The following is a 23,062-nucleotide window of genomic DNA, read 5'->3' as shown; positions in this document are numbered from 1 at the left end:
CGCATAGTGGCAAATCCGATAAACGCAATTTTAAGCTAAATCGCTGTTATTTCGGGCGCTGGGATTTTTCATTTTGGCCCGGAGAACATTGCCATGACGCTGCGTCTGACGATTTCGCGCGCGATATTGATTTTCGGACTGGTTACTGCGCTAGGCCTCGGGGCCGTGATCGCCACCAGCGTTTACGGGCTGTCACAGCTCAAGGTCGGCGGTCCGCTCTACAACCAGATCAAGCTCGGCAACGACCTGATCGCCGACATCCTGCCGCCGCCTGAATACGTCATCGAAGCTTATCTCGAGGCGACGCTCGTGCTGCACGATCCGGCGCAGCTTGGTTCCCACCGCGACAGGATTGCGCAGCTCAAGAAGGAATATGACGAGCGCCGCGATTTCTGGATCAAGTCCGATCTCGATCCCGTCTTGAAGACGAAGCTGGTGGAGAAATCCGACAGCGAAGTGCGCCGCTTCTGGACCGCGATCCAGGATGGCCTCCTGCCGGCGCTCGCCAAGGGCGACAGCGCCGCGGCAGCGAAATCCTACGCCGAGATCACGGCGCGCTACACGGCGCACCGCGCCATCATCGACGACATCGTCAAGCAAACCAATGACCAGAACGCGATGACGGAAGTCGCGGCGACCGACCGCGTTTCGACCTTCACCTTCGTGCTGTGGGGTGTGTCGGCCGCGGTATTTCTGATCATCGGTGCCGGCATTTTCGGCGTGGCGTTCGGCGTTATCAGGCCGATCGCGCAAATGACCGACGTGATGAAGGGCCTTGCCGGCGGCAATCTCAGCGTCTCGGTGCCGGCGCTCAGCCGCGGCGATGAGGTCGGCGCCATGGCGCGCGCGGTGCAGGTGTTCCGCGACAACGCGCTGCGGGTGCAGTCGATGGAGGCGGAGCAGGCCGGCCTGAAGCTGAAGGCGGAAGGCGAGCGCAAGGCCGCGATGCAGCAGATGGCGGACGGATTCGATTCCGTCATTGGCAAGATCATTCAAACCGTATCGAGCGCCTCGTCCGAGCTCGAATCATCGGCCGGACAGCTCACCAAGACCGCGGAAGTGACCCAGGTGCTGTCGGCCACGGTCGCCAGCGCCTCGGAGCAGTCCTCGGCAAATGCGCAATCGGCCGCGGCCGCCGCGGAGGAAATGGCATCCTCGGTGTCGGAGATCAGCCGTCAGGTGCAGGATTCGCATAAGATATCGCGCGAGGCGGTCAGCCAAGTGGAGCAGACCAATGCGCGGATTGCCGATCTCGCCCAATCCGCCAGCCGGATCGGCGAGGTGGTGAAGATGATCAGCGCGGTCGCCGAGCAGACCAATCTGTTGGCGCTGAACGCCACGATCGAAGCGGCCCGCGCCGGCGAAGCCGGGCGGGGCTTTGCGGTCGTCGCCTCTGAGGTCAAGGCGTTGGCGTCGCAGACGGCGAAGGCGACCGAGGAGATCAGCGAGCAGATCAGCCAGATGCAGTCAGCGACCAATCAGTCGGTGTCGGCAATCCAGCAGATCGGCGGCACGATCGGCCGCATCGCTGAGATCTCGCAGGCGATCGCCTCTGCGGTGGAAGAGCAGGGCGCCACGACGCAGGAAATCTCGCGCAACGTGCAGCAGGCCGCGCAGGGCGCCACGCAGGTCGCCGGCAGCATCACCGATGTAAATCGCGGGGCGACCGATACCGGGGCAGCATCGACGCATGTGCACGGCCTCGCGCGCTCGCTGCTGGCGCAAAGCAATCATCTCAAGGGTGAGGTGGAGAAATTCCTCTCGACCGTCCGCGCGGCGTAAACCAGTCGAAGTTGTTATCAGGCGCGATACGCGGGCATCGCCCGCGTATCTGAAACTTCTTCTCACATTCGCGGCATCAGATGCCGGCGAAGGCTGGTCAGCGACGGCAGCATGCGCTGCGTCAGTGACAGCAGCAAGCTGCGTCAGTGCACGCTGACGGCCTGGAGCTCGTTGCTCCATGCGTTGGCGATCGCCGCTTCCCGGCTGTCGGTCAGCATGATCGGGGTGCCGTCGGCGGCATGCAGGGCGAACAGTTTGAGTCCCGGCGCGATTTTCGGCGCCTGGGGAAACAGTCCCGGCACGTCCTCGGAACGGACTTGTTTCACGTAGGCAATATGCCCCTCACCAAGATGGGCCAGTGCCTCGACGGAAACCTTTTCGGGTTCGAAGGTCACACTCACATCACTCATGGTCTCGACTCCTTCTGGGTCTAAGCGGTCGAGTCCGCTCCTTGTTCCATTATTCGTGCTCATTGATAGCGATTGTCTTAACAACCCTTTCAGGCTCCGGCCTGGCCAGATCGATCGACAACAACCCGTTCTTCAGATCCGCGCCCAGCACCAGCATCCCCTCCGCCAGCACGAAGGTGCGCTGGAAGTGGCGCGCGGCGATGCCGCGATGGATGTATTGCCGGGCCTTGTCGTCCTGCTGGCGGCCCCGGATCACGAGCTGGTTTTCCTCAATGGTCACATCGAGTTGGTCACGGGTAAAACCGGCAACCGCCAGTGTGATGCGCAGCCGTTCGGGCTGGCCGTTGGCACGGTCACACCGCTCGATGTTGTAGGGAGGATAACCGTCGGCGCCTTTGACGACGCGATCGAGCGCACGCTCGATTTCGTCGAACCCAAGCAGGAACGGACTGGACAACGAAGGAACACGAGACATTACAAAGTCCTCTCGAAGCGACTTTGAGGGGCCCTTGCGGCGCCCCATGCAACCGGCCGGCCGACTTGCCGTCCGGTCAAGAAGCAATATGGGGGTGATTTGGGGAGGGTTCAAGCGCCTCTGAAAGCTGCGTAAATCGGCCGCGGCGGCTTCACACAAACGTCATTCCGGGGCGGCGCGAAGCATCGAACCCGGAATGTTGCGCTACAAGCTCCAGATTCCGAGTTCGCTTCGCGGGTTAGTCGCCCACCCGCTTCCGGCCGTCAGCGGTAAAGAGATGCAGCTTGTCTAGCGCTGCCACCGCCCTGATTCGCTCGCCGATCGCCGGCCCGACGGCGCCGGGGATCCGGACGATGATTTCGCCCGGCGGCAATTCGCCGGGGGTGGCGGCGACACCCTGCTCTTCCTTCTGCCGTGTGCCGTAGACGAAGGTTTCGGCGCCGACCTTCTCGATTGCTTCGACCGTGAGGCCGAGCGCGATACCGCCGGACGTCGATTCGCCCGTAATGACGAAATCCTCGGGCCGGATGCCAAGGATGCCGGCTTCACCGAGGCGCGAATCGCCTGCGAGCTGCGACTTCAGCTCGTCCGAGCGCAGCGGCATCAGGTTCATCGGGGGAGCGCCGATGAAGGAGGCAACGAAGGTGGTCGCCGGCTTCTGGTAGATGTCTAAGGGATTGCCGATCTGCTCGACCTGGCCGCCGTTCATGACAACGAGGATGTCGGCCAGCGTCATCGCCTCGAGCTGGTCATGGGTGACGTAGATCGAGGTCGTCGACAGGCGGCGCTGCAACTTGCGGATTTCGACGCGCATGGCGATGCGCAGCTTGGCGTCGAGGTTGGACAGCGGCTCGTCGAACAGAAACACTTTTGGCTGGCGCACGATGGCGCGGCCCATCGCCACGCGCTGGCGCTGGCCGCCGGACAATTGCCGCGGCTTGCGGTCGAGCATGGCGCCGAGTTCGAGAACGCGCGCGGCTTCTCCCACGCGCGTCTTGATCTCGCCTTCGGGCATGCCGCGGTTGCGCAGGCCGTAGGCCATGTTGTTGAAGACGGTCATGTGCGGGTAGAGCGCGTAGTTCTGGAACACCATCGCGATATCGCGATCGGCCGGCTCGATCTGGTTGACGACGCGTCCGCCGATGTCGATCTCACCGCCGGTGATGGTCTCCAGCCCGGCGACCATGCGCAGCAGCGTGGACTTGCCGCAGCCGGACGGGCCGACCAGAACGCAGAACTGGCCGTCGCCGACCTCGAAATCGATGCCCTTGATAGCCTCGAAGCCGCCGACATAGGTCTTGCGGACGTTGCGGAGGATTACATTGGCCATTTCACTTTTCCGTCTGGACCAGGCCGCGCACGAACAGCCGCTGCATGAAGATGACCACCGCGACCGGCGGCAGCATGGCGAGGACCGCGGTCGCCATCGCGAGCTGCCATTCGGCGAGTTCGTCGGTCGCCGTCAGCATTTTCTTGATGCCGATCACGATCGTCTGCATCGAATCCTTCGTGGTGATCAGAAGCGGCCACAGATACTGGTTCCAGCCATAGATGAACTGGATGACGAACAGCGCGGCGATCGTCGTGACCGACAGCGGCAGCAGCGTATCGAAGAAAAAGCGGAACGGCCCCGCGCCGTCGATCCGCGAGGCTTCCAGGAGCTCGTCCGGCACCGTCATGAAGAACTGGCGGAACAACAGCGTGCCGGTGGCGGATGCGATCAGCGGCAGGATCAGCCCGGCATAGGTGTCGAGCATCTTGAGGTCGGCGACCACCTTGTAGGTCGGATAAATGCGCACCTCGACCGGCAGCATCAGCGTGATGAAGATGATCCAGAACGCCGTCTTGCGGAACGGGAAGCGGAAATAGACCACGGCGTATGCGGACAGAATCGAGATGAAGATCTTGCCGACGGCAATGCCGATCGCCGAAACGAAGGAGTTGATCAGCATGTTGGCGACCGGCTCGCGGCTGGTACGTGCGCCGCCGACAAAGACCGCGCGGTAGTAGTTTTCCAGCATTTGGCCGCCGGGCGTCGCCGGCATGTGGCCGCCAACTACGGTCGCAGCGTCATGGGTCGAGGCGATCAGCGCCAGATAGACCGGGAAGGCCACGATGAAAACGCCCAGCGTCAGGATGGCGTAGGCGATGAAGTCGTTGAAGGGACGGTGCTCGACCATCAGTACTGCACCTTGCGTTCGACATAGCGGAACTGGATCGCGGTCAGCGCGATCACGATGACCATCAGAATCACCGACTGCGCCGCCGAGCCGCCGAGGTCGCCGCCGAGACGGCCGTCCGCATAGACCTTGTAGACCATGGTGGTGGTGGCGCCGGCCGGACCGCCGCCGGTGACGGCGTCGATGATGCCGAACGTGTCGAAGAAGACGTAGACGATGTTGACGACCAGGAGGAAAAACGTCGTTGGCGACAGCAGCGGGAAGGTGATGGTCCAGAAGCGGCGCAGCGGCCGGGCGCCGTCGATGGCGCCGGCTTCGAGCACGCTCCTCGGGATCGCCTGAAGGCCGGCCAGGAAGAACAGGAAGTTGTAGGAGATCTGCTTCCACACCGAGGCCATCACCACCAGGATCAGGGCGTGGTTGCCGTTGAGCAGCGGATTCCAGTCGATGCCTGCGCCGCGCAATGGACGTGCGAGCATGCCGAGCGAGGGTTGAAACATGAAAAACCAAAGCACGCCGGCAACAGCGGGCGCCACGGCATAGGGCCAGATCAGGAACGTCTTATATCCCGCTCCCGCCTTCAGATTTTTGTCAGCCTGGGTGGCGAACAACAGCGCAATCGACAGCGACAGCGCCGCAACCAGCGTCGAAAACACCACGGTCGTCAGGATCGCCGCATAATATTCCGGCTGGGCGAACAGCGCCTGATAGTTCTCAAGGCCGACAAATTCGGAGCGGAGGCCAAAGGCATCCTCGCGCAGGAAGGACTGCCAGATCGCCTGGCTCGCCGGCCAATAAAAGAAGACAACCGTGATGACGAGCTGCGGCAACAGCAGCAGATAGGGCAGCAGGCGGTTGTTGAAGACGGTGGACTTTTCCATTCAGGCGTCGCGGTCTGACCGGTGATGCAGGCGCCCCCACTCGCAGTGCGAGGGGAGCGCCGGGGGCCTCGTTCAGCTTCGCCTACTTTGCAGTCTTCTCGAAGGTACGCAACATGGCGTTGCCGCGCGCTACCGCAGAATCGAGCGCTTCCTTGGCGGACTTCTTGCCGGCCAGCGCCGCTTCGATCTCCTCGGCCCAGAGGTCGCGCATCTGAACCATGTTGCCAAAGCGCAGGCCGCGCGAGTTCTCGGTCGGCTCCTTGTTGGTGAGCTCCTTCAAGGGCGTCTGCAGGGTCGGGTTCTTCTCGTAGAAGCCGTCCTTGATCGACTTCTCGTAGGCTGCCTTGGTGATCGGCAGATAGCCGGATTCCTGGTGCAGCTTGGCCTGTCGGTTGGTATCGGACAGGAAGGCGAAGAACTTCGCGACGCCCTTGTACTCTTCCGGCTTCTTGCCGCCCATCACCCACAGCGAGGCCCCGCCGATAATCGAGTTCTGCGGCGCGCCGGCAACGTCCGGATAATACGGCATCGGCGCCGAGGTGAAGTCGAACTTCGCCGTGCCCTTGGCCGTGCCGTAATAGCCCGACGAGGTCAGGAAGATCGCGCACTCGCCGGAGCCGAAGCGGGCCTCGTTCTTGCTGTCGCGACCGCTGTAATCGTAGGTCTTGTCCTTCTGCAGATCGATCAGGTTCTGCAGATGCTTCACATGTACCGGCGAGTTGAACTTCAGCTCGGTGTCGAAGCCGTCAAGCCCGTTGGCCTTGGTGCCGATCGGCAAATTGTGCCAGGCGGAGAACTGCTCGATATGCGCCCAGCTTGCCCAGGCATTGGAGAAGCCGCAGCTGGTGTGGCCTGCGGCCTTGAGCTTCTTGGCGGCCTCGAACACTTCCGGCCAGGTCTTCGGGATTTCGGTGATCCCGGCCTTCTTCAACTCGTCCTTGTTGATCCACATCACCATCGAGGATGAATTGAAGGGGAAGGACAGCATCTCGCCCTTGGAGGTCGAGTAGTAGCCGGTGATGGTCGGCAGATAGGCCTTCGGATCGAAGGGCTCGCCGGCGTCTTTCATGAGCTGGTAGACCGGCTTGATGGCTCCGGTGGCGCTCATCATCGTAGCCGTGCCGACCTCGAACACCTGCATGATGTGCGGCGCATTGCCGGCGCGGAACGCGGCGATGCCGGCGTTCATGGTGTCAGGGTAGGTGCCCTTGTAGGTCGGCACGACCTTGTAATCGGACTGGCTGGCGTTGAATTCTTCGGCAAGCTTGTTGACCACGTCGTTGTTGCCGCCGGTCATGGCGTGCCACCACTGGATCTCGATCGCAGCGTGGGCGGGCGTTGCAAGCGCCAGCGCAACACCCACTGCCGCTGCTGCGCCGAATTGTCGAAATGCCATGGAATCCCTCCGGGTTAAGGTCGTCACCTTCGTTTCGCGCGATAACAGCGCCGGATGACGTGCAAATGACCGTATAAGCGAAAGGAAGGTACTGGGGAAGCGTGCGTGGGGGGAAGCCGGCAAATAGGCGAAGGCCAACATGCCGTCTGTTGCCGTGCCCCGGACGCGGCGCAGCACGAAGTGGTGCGCCGCTGAGCCGGGCCCACAGATTGCGATTCGCATTTGGTTTGCTGGGTCCCGACTCAGCGGAGCAGCGTTGTACGCTGCGCCGCGTCCGGGACACGAGAAGTGTTACCGCTTGCGTTCGGCGCCGCAGACCGCGCCCTTGGCGACCAGCGCCTCGATCTCGCTCTTGGAATAGCCGAACTCGCCCAGCACTTCTGAGGTGTGCTGGCTGAACTTCGGCGGGGTCCGGCGCAGGCTCGGCTTGGTCCGATCCATCCGGATCGGCGAGGCGACGCCCTTGTACCAATCCTTTGAAACGATATCGCCGCGGTGCAGCGTATGCGGATTGGTGAGCGCCTGGTCGATCTTCTGCACCGGCCCTGCGGGGAGGCCCGCCGCCAGCAGGCGATTGCACAGCGGCTCGGCCTCGTGCTGGCTGAACACGGCCGCCAGTTCGGCGCGCAGCGCCTCGCGGTTGGCGATGCGATCCTTGTTGCGGGCAAAGCGCGGATCGGTGCCGAGCTCGGGCTTGCCGATTTCCTTGGCCAGCTTGCGGAAGGTGCCGTCATTGCCGACGCCGATGAAGATGTTGTCGGTCCTGGTCGGGAAGATCGCGTAAGGAACGAGGTTCGGATGCTCGTTGCCGGTCAGCGACGGCGGCTTGCCATGCATGAAATAGTTCGCGGTGTGCGGATGCATGATCGCAAGGCCGGTTTCGTACAGCGTGGTTTCGAGGAACTGGCCAAGCCCCGAACGCTGCCGTTCCGACAGCGCCATCAGGATGCCGATCGCCGCATAAAGCCCGGTGGTGATGTCGACGAGCGGCACGCCGATCCGCATCGGGCCGCTTTCCGGCGAGCCGGTCGCCGCGATCATGCCGGTCATGGCCTGGATGATCGCGTCATAGCCGGGATTGCCGCCGCGCGGGCCGTCGGCGCCGAAGCCGGAGATCCGGCAATGCACCAGTCTTGGAAATTTCGCGCGCAGCACATCGTTGCCGATGCCCCATTTCTCGAGCGTGCCCGGCTTGAAATTCTCGATCAGGACGTCGGCCGTCTCCAGCATCTTCAGGAGAACCGCGCGTCCGCCCTCGGACGACAGGTCGAGGCCGACCGAGCGCTTGTTGCGGTTGATGCCGACGAAATAGGCCGCGTCCTCTTCGTGGAAGGGAGGGCCCCAGTCGCGCACCTCGTCGCCGGCCGGCGGCTCGACCTTGATGACGTCGGCGCCGTGGTCGGCGAGGATTTGCGTGCAATAGGGGCCGCCGAGCACGCGCGTCAGATCGATTACGCGCAGCCCGGTCATTGCGCCGGTAGAACTCATGGAGAAGACCTTCGCTCAGGATGGACGTGGAAGTCCTGAGCTAGCGGTCTTCAGGCGCGGCAGCAATGGCGTCGCGCGCACGGGCGCATGACGCGGCTGCCGTAGCACGCGCGAAAATTCCGCGGAGCGAACGGCCCGCCGGTATCCGCGGCGGGCCGTTTGGATCAACTTCGTCAGACGACCGCCAGTCGTTACACGACCGTCAGACGGACATCCACATTGCCACGCGTGGCGTTGGAATAGGGGCACACCTGGTGCGCCTTGGCGACGAGGGCTTCGGCGTCCGCCTTGGCAACGCCGGGCAGCGAAACGGCGAGTTCGACGTCGAGGCCGAAGCCGCCTTCCGAACGCGGGCCGATGCCGACCGTGGAGGTGACGGTGGCGTCTGCGGGGACCTTCGGGCCGCCCTGGGACGCCACGAACTTCATCGCGCCGATGAAGCAGGCGGCATAGCCGGCCGCGAACAACTGCTCGGGATTGTTGCCGGCGCCTCCGCCGCCGCCCAGTTCCTTCGGGGTGGCGAGCTTGACGTCGAGCGCGCCGTCGAGGGTCTTTGCGGTGCCGTCGCGGCCACCGGTGGCCTTGGCACTGGTCTTGTAGAGCACGTTCACGGACATGTCGGTCTCCCTTGGGTTGCCGTTTCGATAAACCATATATTGCACACAATTAGATCGTGCACAATATAAAATATTGCGAATCGCGCAATTTGATTGTATGCAATTGAAATCAAGCGCTTAGATCGTCAAATCATGTCCCGAAGGGCGCCTGCTAACGAGGTCGTAATGGCCAAAAAATCTTCGGCGGATTTTCCGCTGCGGCTCGACAACCAAATCTGCTTTGCAGTGTATTCGGCAGCGCACGCGTTCAATCGCGTCTACAAGCCGCTGCTTGACAGGCTCGGCCTGACCTACCCGCAATATCTCGTCATGCTGGTGCTATGGGAGCGCGACGGCGTCCCGGTGAAAGATATCGGCGAGCGGCTGTTCCTGGATTCCGGCACGCTGACGCCGCTTCTGAAACGGATGGAGGCGGCGGAACTGATCAGGCGAACGCGCAGCACTGAGGACGAGCGGCAGGTGCTCGTTGCGCTGACCGCCAAGGGCGAGGCGCTCAAGGAAAAAGCCCGCGCGGTCCCGCAATCGATCCTCGCGGCCTCGGACTGTTCGGTCGGCGAACTGGTCGCGATGAAGAACGAAATCGTCGCGCTGCGCGATCGGTTGAATGCGGTGTTGGGGGAGTAGGGGCCTAGAGGCGCTTCTTGGCGAAGGCGCGGCCAGAGTGAGATTTAAGATATTTCTCGAACGCAAGCGCTTTGTATTTGTCTGGAAAAGCGCAGTACCAGACCAATTTCCAACGCCTGAACTTTGCCGTGTGGCTGGACTTCCCGGTGTTGTGGTCTGAAATTCCACGCTTCAGATCCTCGGTCGCGCCGGTGTATTCCTGATCCGGAAACTCCACGCTGCGGATAACGTAGACGTACCACATCTTGCTGCAGCCCCGTGCGTGGCAAGCGGATCAGCCAGCCTTTGGCGGGGCCGCATGATCCAAACAAGGCGGAGCATTAGCTAGGATAGATTGAAGATTTGTTGCGGCTAACAGCCCGTCTTCGCCCTTCGGGCTACGCCGGGCACGCTTCGCTCTTCGGGTACCGCACGGCTGCGCCACGCGTAGCCCGAAGGGCAAAGCGTGGTGGAGCCAGGCGGGATCGAACCGCCGACCTCTTGCATGCCATGCAAGCGCTCTCCCAGCTGAGCTATGGCCCCTTAAACACGTCCAGTCAGGGATGGTGGATTATCCCCGGCCGCCGAGCCGTGGGTGACTCGTGCGGCAGCACCCTTGATCACAGATCAGGGCGGATCTCAAGTCTCTTCATCACCTCCGACATCACCGATGATGTCAGTAACGTCTTCATCGCCTTCTTCCTCGTCCGGAATGAAGGTCGAATCGTCGTCGTCATCGTCCTCGATGGTCTCGTCGATCTCGATATCGTCTTCCGATTCGGGAACCTGGGCCTTGACCTTGCCGGTATTCTCTTCGGCGTCGGCCTCCTCGAGCGAGACCAACTCTTCGGCTTCCGCGGGCTCCGGCATGTCGGCGGTGGTGGTCGCTGCGGCGGCACGTGCAGCATCGCCACGGGCCGCCCGCGGCGGTGTGATCGGCGCGATCGGCACCACCTCGCCGGTATACGGCGAGATCACGGGGTTCTTGTTCAAGTCGTAGAATTTCTTACCCGTGGTCGGGCAAATGCGCTTGGTTCCGAGGTCGGATTTGGCCACGTGTGGATCCTGGGAAATTCTGAAAAACGGTGCTTCACTTGGCTAGTTGAGGGGCCGGTGTCAATAGCGCTTTCGGCATTTGACCGCCGCGTGACGCCGTGGGGCCCATGTGATACTGCCGGCCCCGCAGAGGATCTCCGATCTTGACCCATTCCGTGACGCCCACCCCCCTGGAATCCCGCACCAGTGGCCCACTGGCTGGAAAAGTCCGTGTGCCCGGGGACAAGTCGATTTCGCACCGCGCGCTCATTCTGGGGGCGCTTTCGGTCGGCGAAACCCGGATTTCCGGCCTATTGGAGGGCGAAGACGTCCTCAATACCGCCAAATCGATGCAGGCGCTGGGCGCCAAGGTCGAGCGGACCGGCCCGTTCGCCTGGCAGGTCCGGGGCGTGGGGGTCGCCGGCTTCGCCCAGCCGACCGCCCCGCTCGATTTCGGCAATTCCGGCACCGGGTGTCGGCTGGTGATGGGGGCCGTCGCGGGCTGCCCGATCACCGCCGTTTTTGACGGCGACGCCTCGCTGCGATCCCGCCCGATGCGGCGCATCCTCGATCCGCTCGAATTGATGGGCGCCAGGACCGGCGAAGCCCGGGAGGGCGGGCGCCTGCCGCTGACGCTGCACGGCGCACGCGAGCCGGTGCCGATCCTCTACCGCACTCCGGTGGCATCAGCCCAGATCAAGTCCGCGGTGCTGCTGGCGGGCCTCGCCGCGCCGGGTGTCACCACGGTCATCGAGCAGGAAGCCAGCCGCGACCACACCGAATTGATGCTGAAGCATTTCGGCGCCGAGATCGTCTCGGCTAAAGAAGGTGCCCACGGACGCAAGATCGCGCTGACGGGCCAGCCCGAACTGCATGGCGCTGCGGTTATTGTGCCGGCCGATCCGTCGTCGGCGGCCTTCCCGATCGTGGCGGCGCTGATCGTCGAGGGGTCCGATGTGACCTTCTCCGACGTGATGACCAATCCGCTGCGCACCGGCCTGTTCACGACGCTGCGCGAGATGGGCGCTTCCATCGAGGAGGCCGATGTCCGCGGCGACGCCGGTGAGCCGATGGCGAGCTTGCGCGTGCGCGCCTCGAAGCTGCGCGGCGTCGAGGTGCCGCCGGAGCGCGCGCCGTCGATGATCGACGAATATCTGGTGCTGGCGGTCGCCGCCGCCTTCGCCGAGGGCACGACAATCATGCGCGGTCTGCAGGAACTGCGCGTCAAGGAATCGGACCGCCTCGAGGCGACCGCCGCCATGCTGCGCGTCAACGGCGTCAAGGTGGAGATTGTCGGCAATGACCTGATCGTCGAGGGCCGCGGGCACGTGCCGGGCGGCGGCCTCGTCGCCACCCACATGGATCACCGCATCGCGATGTCGGCGCTGGTGATGGGGCTCGCCGCCGACAAGCCGGTCAAGGTCGACGACACCACCTTCATCGCCACGAGCTTTCCGGATTTCATTGCGATGATGCGCTCCCTCGGAGCCGAGTTTTCATGATCATCGCCATCGACGGGCCGGCGGCATCCGGCAAGGGCACGCTCGGCAAGCGCCTCGCCCACCATTACGGCTACCGCCATCTCGACACCGGCGTGATCTACCGCGCGGTGGCGAAGGCGCTGCTCGACCAGGGTTTTGAACTGACCGACGAGGCGAGGGCCGTTGCGATTGCGATGGAGCTCGATCCTGAAAAATTCGGCCATCCGGAACTGAAGACGCAGCGGATCGGCGATGCGGCCTCGGTGGTATCGGCTATTCCCAGCGTGCGCGAGGCCCTGGTCAATTTTCAGCGGCAGTTCGCGGCCGATCCACCCGGTGCGGTGCTCGATGGGCGCGACATCGGCACCATCATCTGTCCGGATGCCGACGTGAAGATCTTTGTCGTGGCCGACCCGCAGGTCCGGGCCCGCCGCCGGACGCTGGAAGCCCGCGCCCGTGGCGAGGAGGCGGATGAGGCGGCGGTGCTGGCGGACATCCTCAAGCGCGATGAACGGGACAAGAATCGCGCGGCCGCCCCGCTCAAGGCGGCGGCCGATGCCCATATTCTCGATAATACCAATCTCGACATCGAGGCCGGCGTGCGCGCCGCGATTGCCATCGTCGAGGCAGTCCGCGCCAGGCGGTGAGTTCTATGTCGGTCCGCCGGCAGCCGACGTCGCAGCCAAAATCTTAGGATCAGTTCTTCGAGCGCCCACGCTCGAACGGCAATTGCTGCTCGGCCATCATGACAGGCTTCGACTTGGCTGCGGCAGTCGCCTTGTCGGTCGCAAAGGCGGGCGGCTTGCCGGCGACGGCCACGGTGACGGTAAAAATGGCGATGGCGGTCAGAGCGATCAGGCTCTTCATGGGCAGCCCCTTAAATTGAATAAATTGAACGGCGGCATCATGTGGTGGACGCGGCTTAAGGTCGGGTTCCACCCCGCCCGGGCCGGCGAGACTTTCGCGCCATGGGGTCAACAAGACGTTGAGGGCCGGGGCGATGGTCAGCGTCCGTCAGGCTTAAAGGCCCGTAAATCAGGGGCGTTTCCGCTTGCTGAAATTGGCCTCTGGGGCTATATCCACGCCCATCCGGGCCACCCTCGATAAGATCAGGGCTGTCCGAGCGGGCCGGCTGGCAGGTTTGAACCTCCGCCGTCATTGGAGGAAAGTCCGCTCCAGGCTCCTGAAGTCGACAAGCTCGTTTCAGGCTCCGGATAAATTCAATACGTATCGAACGTGCAGGCATGCTGCCGGCCCGCTTTTGCGCCTCCCGCAAACGTGGTCGTCAGGATTTGCGGACCCTGACACTTCACGCGCGATGCGCCCTTTAACCCGAATGGCCGGCGATATCCCGCATTGGAGAACAAATGGCTTCGAATACTGCTGCTTCCTATAATCCTACCCGTGACGATTTCGCTGCGATGCTGGACGAGTCCTTTGCCGGCGGCAATCTGCAGGAAAGCTCCGTCATCAAGGGCAAGGTGGTTGCAATTGAAAAGGACATGGCCGTCATCGACGTCGGCCTGAAGACCGAGGGCCGCGTCGCGCTGCGCGAATTCGCCGGCCCCGGCCGTGAAAGCGATCTCAAGGTCGGCGATGAAGTCGAGGTGTTCCTCGACAGAATCGAAAATGCGCTCGGCGAAGCCGTGCTGTCGCGCGACAAGGCGCGCCGCGAGGAGAGCTGGGGCAAGCTGGAGAAGGCGTTCCAGAACAACGAGAAGGTTCACGGCGTCATCTTCAACCAGGTCAAGGGCGGCTTCACCGTCGATCTCGACGGCGCTGTGGCCTTCCTGCCGCGCTCGCAGGTCGACATTCGTCCGATCCGCGACGTTGCGCCGCTGATGAACAACTCACAGCCGTTCCAGATCCTCAAGATGGACCGCCGCCGCGGCAACATCGTGGTGTCGCGCCGCACGGTTCTCGAAGAGACCCGCGCCGAGCAGCGCCAGGAGCTGGTGCAGAACCTCGAAGAAGGTCAGGTGATCGACGGCGTGGTCAAGAATATCACCGATTACGGTGCGTTTGTTGATCTCGGCGGCATCGACGGCCTGCTCCACGTCACCGATATCGCCTGGCGCCGGGTCAATCACCCGACCGAGGTGCTCACCATCGGCCAGACGGTGAAGGTCAAGATCATCAAGATCAACCACGAGACCCACCGCATCTCGCTCGGCATGAAACAGCTGCTGGATGATCCGTGGCAGGGCATCGAGGCGAAGTACCCGCTGAACGCGCGCTTCACCGGCCGCGTCACCAACATCACCGACTACGGCGCGTTCGTCGAACTGGAGCCGGGCATCGAAGGCCTGATCCACGTCTCGGAGATGTCGTGGACCAAGAAGAACATGCACCCCGGAAAGATCGTTTCGACCTCGCAGGAAGTCGAAGTGCAGGTTCTCGAGGTGGATTCGGTCAAGCGCCGCATCTCGCTCGGCCTCAAGCAGACCATGCGCAATCCCTGGGAAGTCTTCGTCGAGAAGTTCCCGGTCGGTTCGGTGGTCGAAGGCGAGGTCAAGAACAAGACCGAGTTCGGTCTGTTCCTCGGCCTCGATGGCGATGTCGACGGCATGGTCCATCTGTCCGACCTCGACTGGAAGCTGCCGGGTGAGCAGGTCATCGACAACTTCAAGAAGGGCGACATGGTCAAGGCCGTGGTGCTCGACGTCGATGTCGAGAAGGAGCGCATCTCGCTCGGCGTCAAGCAGCTCGAAGGCGATCCCTTCGCCGAGCCGGGCGACGTCAAGAAGGGCGCGGTCGTGACCTGCGAAGTGCTCGAAGTGAAGGAAGCCGGCATCGAGGTGAAGATCTCGGGCACCGACTTCACCACGTTCATCAAGCGCTCCGAGCTCGCCCGCGACCGCAACGATCAGCGCGCTGAACGCTTTGCCGTCGGCGAGAAGGTCGATGCTCGCGTGATCCAGTTCGACAAGAAGGCCCGCAAGGTGCAGGTCTCGATCAAGGCGCTGGAAGTGGCCGAAGAGAAGGAAGCCATCGCGCAGTACGGCTCCTCCGATTCGGGCGCTACGCTGGGCGATATTCTCGGCACCGCGCTCAAGAACCGCGAGAAGTAAGCTTATCGCCGGTTGTTTTGCGAAACATCAGGCCCCGGTTTCGACCGGGGCCTTTTCTTTTTCCTTCTCCCCTTGTGGGAGAAGGTGGCGAAGCGCCGGATGAGGGGTCTGTATCCGCGGAGAGAACCCCTCACCCGTCTCGAATGAGCTTCCGCTCATTCGATCCACCCTCTCCCACAAGGGGAGAGGGAAGGGAGACAGAGCCTTGTTTTCTTCAAATTGCGCCGCAATTGATGTAATCAGATAACGCGCCGTTGACGCTATGAGCGCAAAACGCGCTGATCTGTTTTCTTGGAGAAATTCGATGTCGCTCGATTCGGACGTGATCGTCGATCGCCGCAGGATTCGCCGCAAGCTGACCTTCTGGCGGCTGGTAGCGGGTCTCGTGACAATCGCGGCGATCGTCACCTTTGGCGCGATTGCGACCAGGAGCGGCCCCGCCGCGCTGACATCGGCCGGGTCGATCGCGCGCGTCAGTATCGAAGGGTTGATCCGCAGCGACCAGCAGCGCGTCGAAGCGCTGGAGCGGCTGGAGAAGTCGAGCCATGTCGCCGTGATCGTGCACATCAATTCGCCTGGCGGCACCACCGCCGGTTCCGAGCAGCTCTATGACTCGCTGGTGCGGCTGAAGGCGAAGAAGCCGCTGGTCGTCGTGGTCGAGGGCCTCGCCGCGTCGGGCGGCTACATCGCGGCGCTCGCTGCCGATCAAATCGTCGCGCGGCAGAGCTCGCTGGTCGGTTCGATCGGCGTGCTGTTTCAGTTTCCGAACTTCAGCGAGCTGCTCAAGACCGTCGGCGTGAAGGTCGAGGAGGTGAAATCCTCGCCGCTGAAGGCTGCGCCCAACGGCTTTGAGCCGACCAGTCCGGAGGCGCGCGCCGCGATCGACGCGCTGGTGAAGGATTCCTACGCCTGGTTCCGCGGCCTGGTGAAGGAACGGCGCGCCATGGATGAGGCGCTTTTGGAGAAGGTCGCGGACGGGCGCGTCTTCACCGGCCGCCAGGCGGTCGAACTGAAGCTGGTCGATCAGCTCGGCGATGAAAAAGCCGCCGTTGCATGGCTGGTTGCCGAGAAAAAGATCAAAAGCGATCTTCCGGTGCGCGACTACAAGCTCAATCCGCAGTTCGGCGACCTGACTTTCCTGCGCACGGCGACCTCCATGGCGCTTGATACGCTCGGCTTGAGTTCCATCGCGCGTCAGATCGGCGCAGTGCAGGCCGTCGATCAGCTCTCCCTCGACGGCATGCTGGCATTGTGGCGCCCGTCTACGCCCAACTGAGCCGCACCGGCTGCTGTCAGCCACATTTTCCGCACTGCGGGTGCCGTCACAAACCCGTTCCGGGGCGCTTGTCACGCCATTTCGCGTTGCCCAAAAGTGATTTAGCGTCTTGACAGTTCAAGGCATTTTCACGGAAATGGATATCCGCACGACGACGGATCCCAACTTCGATGATCAAATCCGAACTTGTTCAGCGCATCGCCGAGCACAACCCGCACCTCTATCAGCGGGATGTGGAGAACATTGTGAACGCGATCCTCGACGAGATCGTGGCAGCGCTGGCGCGCGGCGACCGTGTCGAGCTGCGCGGTTTCGGCGCCTTCTCGGTCAAACATCGTCCGGCGCGTGCCGGCCGCAATCCACGCACCGGCGCGCATGTGCCGGTTGACCAGAAGAGCGTCCCGTTCTTCAAGACGGGCAAGGAAATGCGCGAGCGGCTGAACCGCGACAACGGTTCCCCCGAGGCCGGCGCGTAAGCATTTTTTGGTTAGATTAGTTGTAGCCGTCTTGCGGGCCTCGTGTCCGCCTTTCTCCATCACCTGCGAGAGATGGTCATGCGAAAGTTCTTCACGGCACTGGTCGTTATCCCCCTGGGGCTGATCTTCATCGTCTTCGCGGTCGCCAACCGGCATTTCGTGACGGTGTCGTTCGACCCGTTCAATGCGGCCGATCCGGCGATCGCGGTCTCGATGCCGCTGTTTGCCGTGATCATTTCGGTGGCCATTCTGGGGGTGGCCGCGGGCGGTATGGCGACCTGGTTCCGCCAGCGCCACTGGCGGCGGGCGGCGCGCCACCATGAGGCCGATGCCCGCCGGGCCAGGGCCGAAGCGGCCGATTTGCGGGCCGTGGCGGCGGTTTCCCGGACCGACCAGCAGCGGCTGCCGGCGCCCTCCCAGTACGGCTTCTACGGGGCCGCCGGGCGAGACAAGCAGGGCGCGACGTTGTAGAACCCGCCCCGTCAGCTTGTTCCATTGGGCCGTGACGGCCTGAACTTGGCGGCCTGAAAATCCGCCCCCGAGAGACCATGTCCCTGCTCGTCAAAATTTGCGGCCTGTCCACCCGCGAGACGCTCGAGGTCGCGCTCGCGGCGGGCGCCGACATGGCAGGGTTCGTGTTCTTTCCGCCCTCGCCGCGCCATCTCAGCCTCGAGGCCGCGCGCGAGCTGGGCAAGCAGGCCAAGGGCCGCGCCACCAAGGTGGCGCTGACAGTCGATGCCGACGACGCGACGCTCGAAAACATCGTCGAGACGCTGCGCCCGGATCTCCTGCAGCTGCACGGCAAGGAAACCACCGCGCGGGTGCGCGACATCAAGGCGAAGTTCGCGCTGCCGGTCATGAAGGTGATCGCGGTGGAGACGTCGGCCGATCTCGCGGCGCTGCCCGGCTATGCCGATGTGGCCGACCGTATCCTGTTCGACGCCCGCGCGCCGAAGGGCGCCACCCGTCCCGGTGGGCTGGGGGCGGTTTTCGACTGGCAAGTGCTGGAAAAGCTCGATCTCAGACTGCCCTTCATGGTCTCGGGCGGCCTCACCGCCGACAATGTCGCCGAAGCCATCCGCGTCACCTGCGCCGGCGGCGTCGACGTATCCTCTGGTGTCGAAAGCTCGCCCGGCGTCAAGGATCCCGAGCTGATCCGCAATTTCATTCGCGCCGCCCGCGCCTCCGACCTTACTTCACCTCTCCCCGTTTACGGGGAGAGGTCGGATCGCTCTTGCGATCCGGGTGAGGGGGTATCTCCGCGGTCGCAACTTTCAACGAGTTTGCCGCGCCAGCCCCTCACCCCGACCCTCTCCCCGGGCGAGGGAGTGGAAGCAGCGTCGCAGCGCGCCAAGAAGAATTGATGGTCCGATGAATCCAAAGCTACCCAACTCATTCCGCACCGGCCCCGACGAGCGCGGGCATTTCGGCATTTTCGGCGGGCGCTTCGTCGCCGAGACGCTGATGCCGCTGATCCTCGATCTGGAAAAGGCCTATGCCGAGGCCAAGGCTGATCCGGCATTTCAGGCCGAGATGAACGGCTATCTAAAGAACTATGTCGGCCGTCCCTCGCCGCTCTATCTCGCCGAGCGGCTGACCGAGCATCTCGGCGGCGCGAAAATCTATCTGAAGCGCGAGGAGCTGAATCACACCGGCTCGCACAAGGTCAACAACGTGCTCGGCCAGATCATGGTCGCGCGGCGCATGGGCAAGAAGCGCATCATCGCCGAGACCGGCGCCGGCCAGCATGGCGTCGCCACCGCGACGTTGTGCGCGCGCTTCGGCCTCGAATGCGTGGTCTATATGGGCGCGGTCGACGTCGCGCGGCAGCAGCCCAACGTGATCCGCATGGAGATGCTCGGCGCCAAGGTGATCCCAGTGCAATCGGGCGCACGGACGCTGAAGGACGCCATGAACGATGCGCTGCGCGACTGGGTCACCAACGTCCACAACACGTTCTACTGCATCGGCACGGTGGCGGGCCCGCACCCCTATCCGATGATGGTGCGCGACTTCCAGTCGGTCATCGGCAACGAGACGCGCCAGCAGATGCAAGAGGTCGAGGGCCGCCTGCCGGATTCGCTGATCGCCTGCATCGGCGGCGGCTCGAACGCGATGGGGCTGTTTCATCCCTTCCTCGACGATCCCTCGGTCGAGATATTTGGCGTCGAAGCAGCCGGCCACGGGCTGACGCAGCTGCACGCGGCGTCGATCGCCGGCGGCCGTCCGGGCGTGCTGCACGGCAACCGCACTTATTTGCTGATGGACGAAGACGGCCAGATCGAGGAAGCGCATTCAATCTCGGCCGGCCTCGATTATCCCGGCATCGGGCCGGAGCACGCCTGGCTGCACGAAACCGGCCGCGTGAAATATCTCTCCGCGACCGACGAGGAAGCGTTGGAAGCGTTCCAGTTGCTGTCGCGCCTGGAAGGCATCATCCCGGCGCTGGAATCGGCGCATGCGATCGCCAAACTGGCCGAACTCGCGCCGCAGCGGCCGAAGGATCATCTAATGGTGGTCAACCTCTCCGGCCGCGGCGACAAGGACGTGCCGCAGGTCGGCGACATCTTGAAGGGCAGGAAGAAGTGACCACCCGTATCGACGCGCGTTTCGCCGAGCTTAAGCAACAAGGCCGCTCCGCCTTCGTCACCTTCGTGATGGCCGGCGATCCCGATCCCAAGACATCGCTCGACATCGTCAAGGCGCTGCCCAAGGCCGGCGCCGACATCATCGAGATCGGCATGCCCTTCACCGATCCGATGGCCGACGGGCCCTCGATCCAGGCTGCGGGCCTGCGCGCGCTGAAAGCCGGCATGACGCTGAAGAAGACGCTGGAGATGGTCTGCGGCTTCCGCAGGGACGACGATGTCACGCCGCTGGTGCTGATGGGCTATTACAATCCGATCTACATCTACGGCGTCGACAAATTCCTCACGGATGCCAAGGCCGCCGGCGTCGACGGGCTGATCATCGTCGACCTGCCGCCGGAGGAGGACGATGAACTCTGCCTGCCGGCGATGAAGGCCGGGCTCAACTTCATCCGCCTGGCGACGCCGACCACCGACGACAAGCGCCTGCCGGCCGTGCTCGCGAACACCTCGGGCTTTGTCTACTACGTCTCCATCACCGGCATCACCGGCGCGGCCGCGGCCGATTCGACGGCCGTCGGCGATGCGGTGGCGCGGATCAGGCGGCACACCAAGCTGCCGGTCTGCGTCGGCTTCGGCATCCGCACCCCGGAGGCGGCGCGGGCGATTGCGGAAAACGCTAGTGGCGCCGTGGTCGGCACCGCGCTGGTCGATGCGCTCCGCGGCAGCCTCGATGCCGAGGGCCGCGCCACCGCCAAGACCGTGGGCGCCGTGGCCGATCTGGTGGCCGCGCTGGCGCAGGGCGTGCGGGGAGCGAAACAGGCTGCAGAATAAGCCACAATTGCGTGGAATTAGCGTTTTCCACGGCTTGTTGGCTTTGATTCGGCCCGCCATATATCCCAACTAATGCGTCTAACCGCATTTCGGAGCGAACCATGAATTGGCTCACCAACGTCGTCCGGCCGAAAATCCGCAACATCCTGCGGCGCGAGACGCCGGAGAATTTGTGGATCAAGTGTCCGGATTCCGGGCAGCTCGTATTCTACAAGGACGTCGAGGCCAACCAGTTCGTCATCCCCGGCTCGAACTACCACATGCGCATGGGCGCGACGGCGCGGCTGAAGTCGATCTTCGATGGCGAGACATGGTACGACATCGCGCTGCCCGAGGTGACGGCCGATCCGCTGAAATTTCGCGACGAGCGCAAATATGTCGACCGCATCAAGGATGCCCGCGCCAAGACCGGAATGAACGACGCCATCAAGGTCGGCTACGGCAAGCTGGAAGGCATGGGCGTCGTCGTCGCGGTGCAGGATTTCGATTTCATGGGCGGCTCGCTCGGCATGGCCGCGGGCGAGGCGATCGTGCGCGGGCTCGAACTCGCGCTGGAAAAGAAGTCGCCCTTCATCATGTTCGCCGCGTCGGGCGGCGCGCGGATGCAGGAAGGCATTTTGTCGCTGATGCAGATGCCGCGGACCACCGTCGGCGTGCAGATGCTGCGTGAGGCGAAGCTGCCCTACATCGTCGTGCTGACCAATCCGACCACCGGCGGCGTCACCGCCTCCTATGCGATGCTGGGCGACGTCCATATCGCCGAGCCGGGCGCGCTGATCGGCTTCGCCGGCGCCCGCGTGATCGAGCAAACCATCCGCGAGAAGCTGCCGGAAGGGTTCCAGCGCGCCGAATATCTGCTCGACCACGGCATGGTCGACATGGTGGTGCATCGCCACGAGATGCGTCCGACGCTGGCGCGGCTCTGTCGTCTGCTGACCAAATCGCCGGCGCTCGAATCGGCATCCAAGCCTGCGCCGCAGGTGACGGATCCCGCGCAGATCGTCTCGGCGCCGGAAGCCGTGCCGGCAGCGCCCCACGCGTGAACCTGCCGGCCGCCAGATCCCAGCCGCTTGGTGAATTGATCGCGCGGCTGTCTGCGCTGCATCCGAAGCGCATCGATCTCAGTCTCGATCGCATGCACCGCCTGCTGGCGCGTCTCGACCATCCCGAACGAACGCTGCCGCCAGTGATCCATATCGCCGGCACCAACGGCAAGGGCTCCACGATCGCCTACCTGCGGGCGATCCTGGAGGCCGCCGGCCTTGCCGTGCACGTCTACACCTCGCCCTATCTGGTCCGGATCAACGAGTGCTTTCGCATCGGCGCCAAAGGTGGCGGCCGGCTGGCCGGTGACGCCGAGTTGCGCCGCGCGCTGGAGCATTGCGAAGCGGTCAATCAAAGCGAGCCGATCACGATTTTCGAGATCGAGACCGCGGCGGCTTTCTGCCTGTTCGCGGAGCATGAGGCCGATGTCGTGCTCTTGGAGACCGGTCTCGGCGGGCGGCTGGACGCCACCAATGTCATCGAACGGCCAGCCGCAACCGTCATCTCGCCCATCAGCATGGACCACACCGAGTTTCTCGGCGGCACCTTGAGCGCGATTGCCGGCGAGAAGGCCGCGATCATCAAGCGCGGCGTGCCGGTAATCTCAGCGGAGCAGGCGGCGGAGGCGGTGTCGGTGATCGAGGCGCAGGCCGCCCGCATGCGCGCGCCGCTGCATGCCGCCGGCCAGCAATGGCATGTCGGCGTCGAGCGCGGGCGGCTGGTCTATCAGGATGAGCGCGGGCTGATGGATCTCGCCGCGCCAAAGCTGTTCGGCCGACACCAGTTCGACAATGCCGGGCTTGCGATTGCGACGCTGCGCGCGATCAAGACGTTCAGGATCGGAATGGCCGCGTTCGAGGCCGGCATCATCAATGCGGAATGGCCGGCACGGATGCAGCGGCTGGTCGCGGGAACGCTGATCGATCAGGGGCCGAAGGGGTGTGAGATCTGGCTCGACGGCGGACACAATGCCGAAGGCGGGCGCGTCGCCGCCGCCGCGCTCGGCGACCTCGAGGAACGGGTGTCGCGCCCGCTGGTGGTGATCGCCGGCATGATGGCGAACAAGGATGCCGGCGCGTTCCTCGCCAACTTCGCCGGGCTAACGCGCCACATCATCGCGGTGCCGATTCCCGGCCGCGACAATGCGATGCCGCCCGACCAGCTGGCCGATGCGGCGCGCGCGCTCGGCATGCGCGTGGAAAATGCTGCTGGCATCGAAGCGGCGCTGCACACGCTCTCATGCCTCGCCTATGAAGTCCCGCCACGGATTCTGATTACCGGCTCGCTCTATCTCGCCGGGCATGTGCTCGATATCAACGGCACGCCGCCCGCTTGAACGAACCAGCCGAAAATGAAAATGCCGCTGGAATCGCTTCCAGCGGCGGCCCGGGAAGAAATATCGATTGCTTATGAATTCGCCAGCCC

The 23,062-nt window shown here is 63.6% G+C and carries 23 protein-coding genes, 1 tRNA gene and 1 pseudogene; 13 read left to right on the top strand and 12 right to left on the bottom strand.

The window, feature by feature from the left end; all coding sequences use genetic code 11:
• The first annotated feature begins 93 nt into the window (after nucleotides 1-93).
• A complete protein-coding gene (locus tag RX331_RS00550) occupies nucleotides 94-1,782 on the top strand; it encodes a methyl-accepting chemotaxis protein (protein WP_317254742.1) in 1,689 nt (562 codons plus the stop codon).
• A 143-nt stretch (nucleotides 1,783-1,925) separates the two neighbouring features.
• On the opposite strand, the gene RX331_RS00545 is transcribed toward RX331_RS00550, so the two are convergent.
• From RX331_RS00545 to RX331_RS00510, 8 genes are all read right to left on the bottom strand, one after another.
• Entirely contained in the window at nucleotides 1,926-2,192 is a 267-nt protein-coding gene (locus RX331_RS00545) for a DUF1150 family protein (RefSeq protein ID WP_057850486.1), read from the bottom strand.
• A gap of 49 nt (nucleotides 2,193-2,241) precedes the next feature.
• Nucleotides 2,242-2,667 carry an Hsp20 family protein gene (locus RX331_RS00540; protein WP_057850485.1) on the bottom strand — a complete coding sequence of 142 codons (426 nt, stop codon included), beginning with the start codon at nucleotides 2,665-2,667 and terminating at the stop codon, nucleotides 2,242-2,244.
• A 238-nt stretch (nucleotides 2,668-2,905) separates the two neighbouring features.
• Complete coding sequence (locus RX331_RS00535) at nucleotides 2,906-3,997, bottom strand: sn-glycerol-3-phosphate import ATP-binding protein UgpC (RefSeq protein WP_317254741.1); 1,092 nt, start codon at nucleotides 3,995-3,997, stop codon at nucleotides 2,906-2,908.
• Between the two features lies 1 nt (nucleotide 3,998).
• Nucleotides 3,999-4,847 carry a sn-glycerol-3-phosphate ABC transporter permease UgpE gene (ugpE, locus tag RX331_RS00530; protein WP_317254740.1) on the bottom strand — a complete coding sequence of 283 codons (849 nt, stop codon included), beginning with the start codon at nucleotides 4,845-4,847 and terminating at the stop codon, nucleotides 3,999-4,001.
• Nucleotides 4,847-5,728, bottom strand: coding sequence for a sn-glycerol-3-phosphate ABC transporter permease UgpA (gene ugpA, locus RX331_RS00525; RefSeq protein ID WP_317254739.1), 882 nt, complete (start codon nucleotides 5,726-5,728; stop codon nucleotides 4,847-4,849). The genes ugpE and ugpA overlap by 1 nt, the downstream gene beginning before the upstream one ends.
• 82 nt (nucleotides 5,729-5,810) lie before the next feature.
• Entirely contained in the window at nucleotides 5,811-7,124 is a 1,314-nt protein-coding gene (ugpB, locus tag RX331_RS00520) for a sn-glycerol-3-phosphate ABC transporter substrate-binding protein UgpB (RefSeq protein WP_317254738.1), read from the bottom strand.
• Nucleotides 7,125-7,415: 291 nt separating this feature from the next.
• Nucleotides 7,416-8,612, bottom strand: a complete 1,197-nt coding sequence (locus RX331_RS00515; RefSeq protein WP_317254737.1) for a CaiB/BaiF CoA-transferase family protein — start codon at nucleotides 8,610-8,612, stop codon at nucleotides 7,416-7,418.
• 191 nt (nucleotides 8,613-8,803) lie between these two features.
• Nucleotides 8,804-9,229 carry an organic hydroperoxide resistance protein gene (locus RX331_RS00510; RefSeq protein WP_317254736.1) on the bottom strand — a complete coding sequence of 142 codons (426 nt, stop codon included), beginning with the start codon at nucleotides 9,227-9,229 and terminating at the stop codon, nucleotides 8,804-8,806.
• A 165-nt stretch (nucleotides 9,230-9,394) separates the two neighbouring features.
• Here RX331_RS00510 and RX331_RS00505 point away from each other — a divergent pair, with 165 nt between their 5' ends.
• Nucleotides 9,395-9,853 (top strand): MarR family transcriptional regulator, encoded by a 459-nt coding sequence (locus RX331_RS00505; RefSeq protein WP_317254735.1) that lies wholly within the window; start codon nucleotides 9,395-9,397, stop codon nucleotides 9,851-9,853.
• A 4-nt stretch (nucleotides 9,854-9,857) separates the two neighbouring features.
• On the opposite strand, the gene RX331_RS00500 is transcribed toward RX331_RS00505, so the two are convergent.
• The 3 genes from RX331_RS00500 to RX331_RS00490 all read right to left on the bottom strand — a co-directional run bounded on the left by RX331_RS00500 (nucleotide 9,858) and on the right by RX331_RS00490 (nucleotide 10,888).
• Nucleotides 9,858-10,097 (bottom strand): GIY-YIG nuclease family protein, encoded by a 240-nt coding sequence (locus RX331_RS00500; protein ID WP_317254734.1) that lies wholly within the window; start codon nucleotides 10,095-10,097, stop codon nucleotides 9,858-9,860.
• A 202-nt stretch (nucleotides 10,098-10,299) separates the two neighbouring features.
• Nucleotides 10,300-10,375 (bottom strand) — tRNA-Ala (locus RX331_RS00495).
• Between the two features lie 96 nt (nucleotides 10,376-10,471).
• Nucleotides 10,472-10,888, bottom strand: a complete 417-nt coding sequence (locus tag RX331_RS00490; protein ID WP_317254733.1) for a TIGR02300 family protein — start codon at nucleotides 10,886-10,888, stop codon at nucleotides 10,472-10,474.
• Between the two features lie 143 nt (nucleotides 10,889-11,031).
• Between RX331_RS00490 and aroA the strand changes: the two genes are divergently transcribed.
• Nucleotides 11,032-12,369 carry a 3-phosphoshikimate 1-carboxyvinyltransferase gene (aroA, locus tag RX331_RS00485; protein WP_317254732.1) on the top strand — a complete coding sequence of 446 codons (1,338 nt, stop codon included), beginning with the start codon at nucleotides 11,032-11,034 and terminating at the stop codon, nucleotides 12,367-12,369.
• A complete protein-coding gene (gene cmk / locus RX331_RS00480) occupies nucleotides 12,366-12,995 on the top strand; it encodes a (d)CMP kinase (RefSeq protein ID WP_317254731.1) in 630 nt (209 codons plus the stop codon). The genes aroA and cmk overlap by 4 nt, the downstream gene beginning before the upstream one ends.
• A 49-nt stretch (nucleotides 12,996-13,044) precedes the next feature.
• Here the strand turns inward: cmk and RX331_RS00475 are convergent, their stop codons facing one another.
• Complete coding sequence (locus tag RX331_RS00475) at nucleotides 13,045-13,215, bottom strand: hypothetical protein (protein WP_317254730.1); 171 nt, start codon at nucleotides 13,213-13,215, stop codon at nucleotides 13,045-13,047.
• Between the two features lie 500 nt (nucleotides 13,216-13,715).
• Here RX331_RS00475 and rpsA point away from each other — a divergent pair, with 500 nt between their 5' ends.
• The 9 genes and pseudogenes from rpsA (at nucleotide 13,716) to RX331_RS00430 (ending at nucleotide 22,973) form a co-directional block, all read left to right on the top strand.
• Complete coding sequence (gene rpsA / locus RX331_RS00470) at nucleotides 13,716-15,419, top strand: 30S ribosomal protein S1 (RefSeq protein WP_317254729.1); 1,704 nt, start codon at nucleotides 13,716-13,718, stop codon at nucleotides 15,417-15,419.
• Between the two features lie 304 nt (nucleotides 15,420-15,723).
• Entirely contained in the window at nucleotides 15,724-16,695 is a 972-nt protein-coding gene (gene sppA, locus RX331_RS00465) for a signal peptide peptidase SppA (RefSeq protein ID WP_317254728.1), read from the top strand.
• Between the two features lie 170 nt (nucleotides 16,696-16,865).
• Nucleotides 16,866-17,171, top strand: coding sequence for an integration host factor subunit beta (locus RX331_RS00460; RefSeq protein ID WP_057844774.1), 306 nt, complete (start codon nucleotides 16,866-16,868; stop codon nucleotides 17,169-17,171).
• Nucleotides 17,172-17,249: 78 nt separating this feature from the next.
• Nucleotides 17,250-17,642, top strand: a complete 393-nt coding sequence (locus tag RX331_RS00455; RefSeq protein WP_317254727.1) for a DUF1049 domain-containing protein — start codon at nucleotides 17,250-17,252, stop codon at nucleotides 17,640-17,642.
• Nucleotides 17,643-17,719: 77 nt separating this feature from the next.
• Nucleotides 17,720-18,358, top strand: a pseudogene (locus tag RX331_RS00450) (phosphoribosylanthranilate isomerase); the annotation flags it as partial.
• Between the two features lie 184 nt (nucleotides 18,359-18,542).
• The gene (trpB, locus tag RX331_RS00445; protein WP_317254726.1) at nucleotides 18,543-19,760 is read left to right on the top strand and encodes a tryptophan synthase subunit beta; all 1,218 of its coding nucleotides are present in this window, start codon (nucleotides 18,543-18,545) and stop codon (nucleotides 19,758-19,760) included.
• Nucleotides 19,757-20,593, top strand: coding sequence for a tryptophan synthase subunit alpha (gene trpA / locus RX331_RS00440; RefSeq protein WP_317254725.1), 837 nt, complete (start codon nucleotides 19,757-19,759; stop codon nucleotides 20,591-20,593). Before trpB ends, trpA begins: the two co-directional genes overlap by 4 nt.
• A gap of 101 nt (nucleotides 20,594-20,694) precedes the next feature.
• A complete protein-coding gene (accD, locus tag RX331_RS00435; RefSeq protein WP_317254724.1) occupies nucleotides 20,695-21,636 on the top strand; it encodes an acetyl-CoA carboxylase, carboxyltransferase subunit beta in 942 nt (313 codons plus the stop codon).
• Nucleotides 21,633-22,973, top strand: coding sequence for a folylpolyglutamate synthase/dihydrofolate synthase family protein (locus RX331_RS00430; RefSeq protein WP_317254723.1), 1,341 nt, complete (start codon nucleotides 21,633-21,635; stop codon nucleotides 22,971-22,973). Before accD ends, RX331_RS00430 begins: the two co-directional genes overlap by 4 nt.
• Nucleotides 22,974-23,062 lie beyond the last annotated feature (89 nt).

Source organism: Bradyrhizobium sp. BWA-3-5, from assembly GCF_032917985.1.
Classification (GTDB): domain Bacteria; phylum Pseudomonadota; class Alphaproteobacteria; order Rhizobiales; family Xanthobacteraceae; genus Bradyrhizobium.
This window is presented reverse-complemented; position numbering and strand designations above follow the sequence as displayed.

Bases quoted from the DNA above. Each gene is read 5' to 3' on its own strand.
- RX331_RS00550 (WP_317254742.1), top strand. From the start codon at position 94: ATGACGCTGCGTCTGACGATTTCGCGCGCGATATTGATTTTCGGACTG.
- RX331_RS00545 (WP_057850486.1), bottom strand. From the start codon at position 2,192: ATGAGTGATGTGAGTGTGACCTTCGAACCCGAAAAGGTTTCCGTCGAG.
- RX331_RS00540 (WP_057850485.1), bottom strand. From the start codon at position 2,667: ATGTCTCGTGTTCCTTCGTTGTCCAGTCCGTTCCTGCTTGGGTTCGAC.
- RX331_RS00535 (WP_317254741.1), bottom strand. From the start codon at position 3,997: ATGGCCAATGTAATCCTCCGCAACGTCCGCAAGACCTATGTCGGCGGC.
- ugpE (WP_317254740.1), bottom strand. From the start codon at position 4,847: ATGGTCGAGCACCGTCCCTTCAACGACTTCATCGCCTACGCCATCCTG.
- ugpA (WP_317254739.1), bottom strand. From the start codon at position 5,728: ATGGAAAAGTCCACCGTCTTCAACAACCGCCTGCTGCCCTATCTGCTG.
- ugpB (WP_317254738.1), bottom strand. From the start codon at position 7,124: ATGGCATTTCGACAATTCGGCGCAGCAGCGGCAGTGGGTGTTGCGCTG.
- RX331_RS00515 (WP_317254737.1), bottom strand. From the start codon at position 8,612: ATGAGTTCTACCGGCGCAATGACCGGGCTGCGCGTAATCGATCTGACG.
- RX331_RS00510 (WP_317254736.1), bottom strand. From the start codon at position 9,229: ATGTCCGTGAACGTGCTCTACAAGACCAGTGCCAAGGCCACCGGTGGC.
- RX331_RS00505 (WP_317254735.1), top strand. From the start codon at position 9,395: ATGGCCAAAAAATCTTCGGCGGATTTTCCGCTGCGGCTCGACAACCAA.
- RX331_RS00500 (WP_317254734.1), bottom strand. From the start codon at position 10,097: ATGTGGTACGTCTACGTTATCCGCAGCGTGGAGTTTCCGGATCAGGAA.
- cmk (WP_317254731.1), top strand. From the start codon at position 12,366: ATGATCATCGCCATCGACGGGCCGGCGGCATCCGGCAAGGGCACGCTC.
- RX331_RS00475 (WP_317254730.1), bottom strand. From the start codon at position 13,215: ATGAAGAGCCTGATCGCTCTGACCGCCATCGCCATTTTTACCGTCACC.
- rpsA (WP_317254729.1), top strand. From the start codon at position 13,716: ATGGCTTCGAATACTGCTGCTTCCTATAATCCTACCCGTGACGATTTC.
- sppA (WP_317254728.1), top strand. From the start codon at position 15,724: ATGTCGCTCGATTCGGACGTGATCGTCGATCGCCGCAGGATTCGCCGC.
- RX331_RS00460 (WP_057844774.1), top strand. From the start codon at position 16,866: ATGATCAAATCCGAACTTGTTCAGCGCATCGCCGAGCACAACCCGCAC.
- RX331_RS00455 (WP_317254727.1), top strand. From the start codon at position 17,250: ATGCGAAAGTTCTTCACGGCACTGGTCGTTATCCCCCTGGGGCTGATC.
- trpB (WP_317254726.1), top strand. From the start codon at position 18,543: ATGAATCCAAAGCTACCCAACTCATTCCGCACCGGCCCCGACGAGCGC.
- accD (WP_317254724.1), top strand. From the start codon at position 20,695: ATGAATTGGCTCACCAACGTCGTCCGGCCGAAAATCCGCAACATCCTG.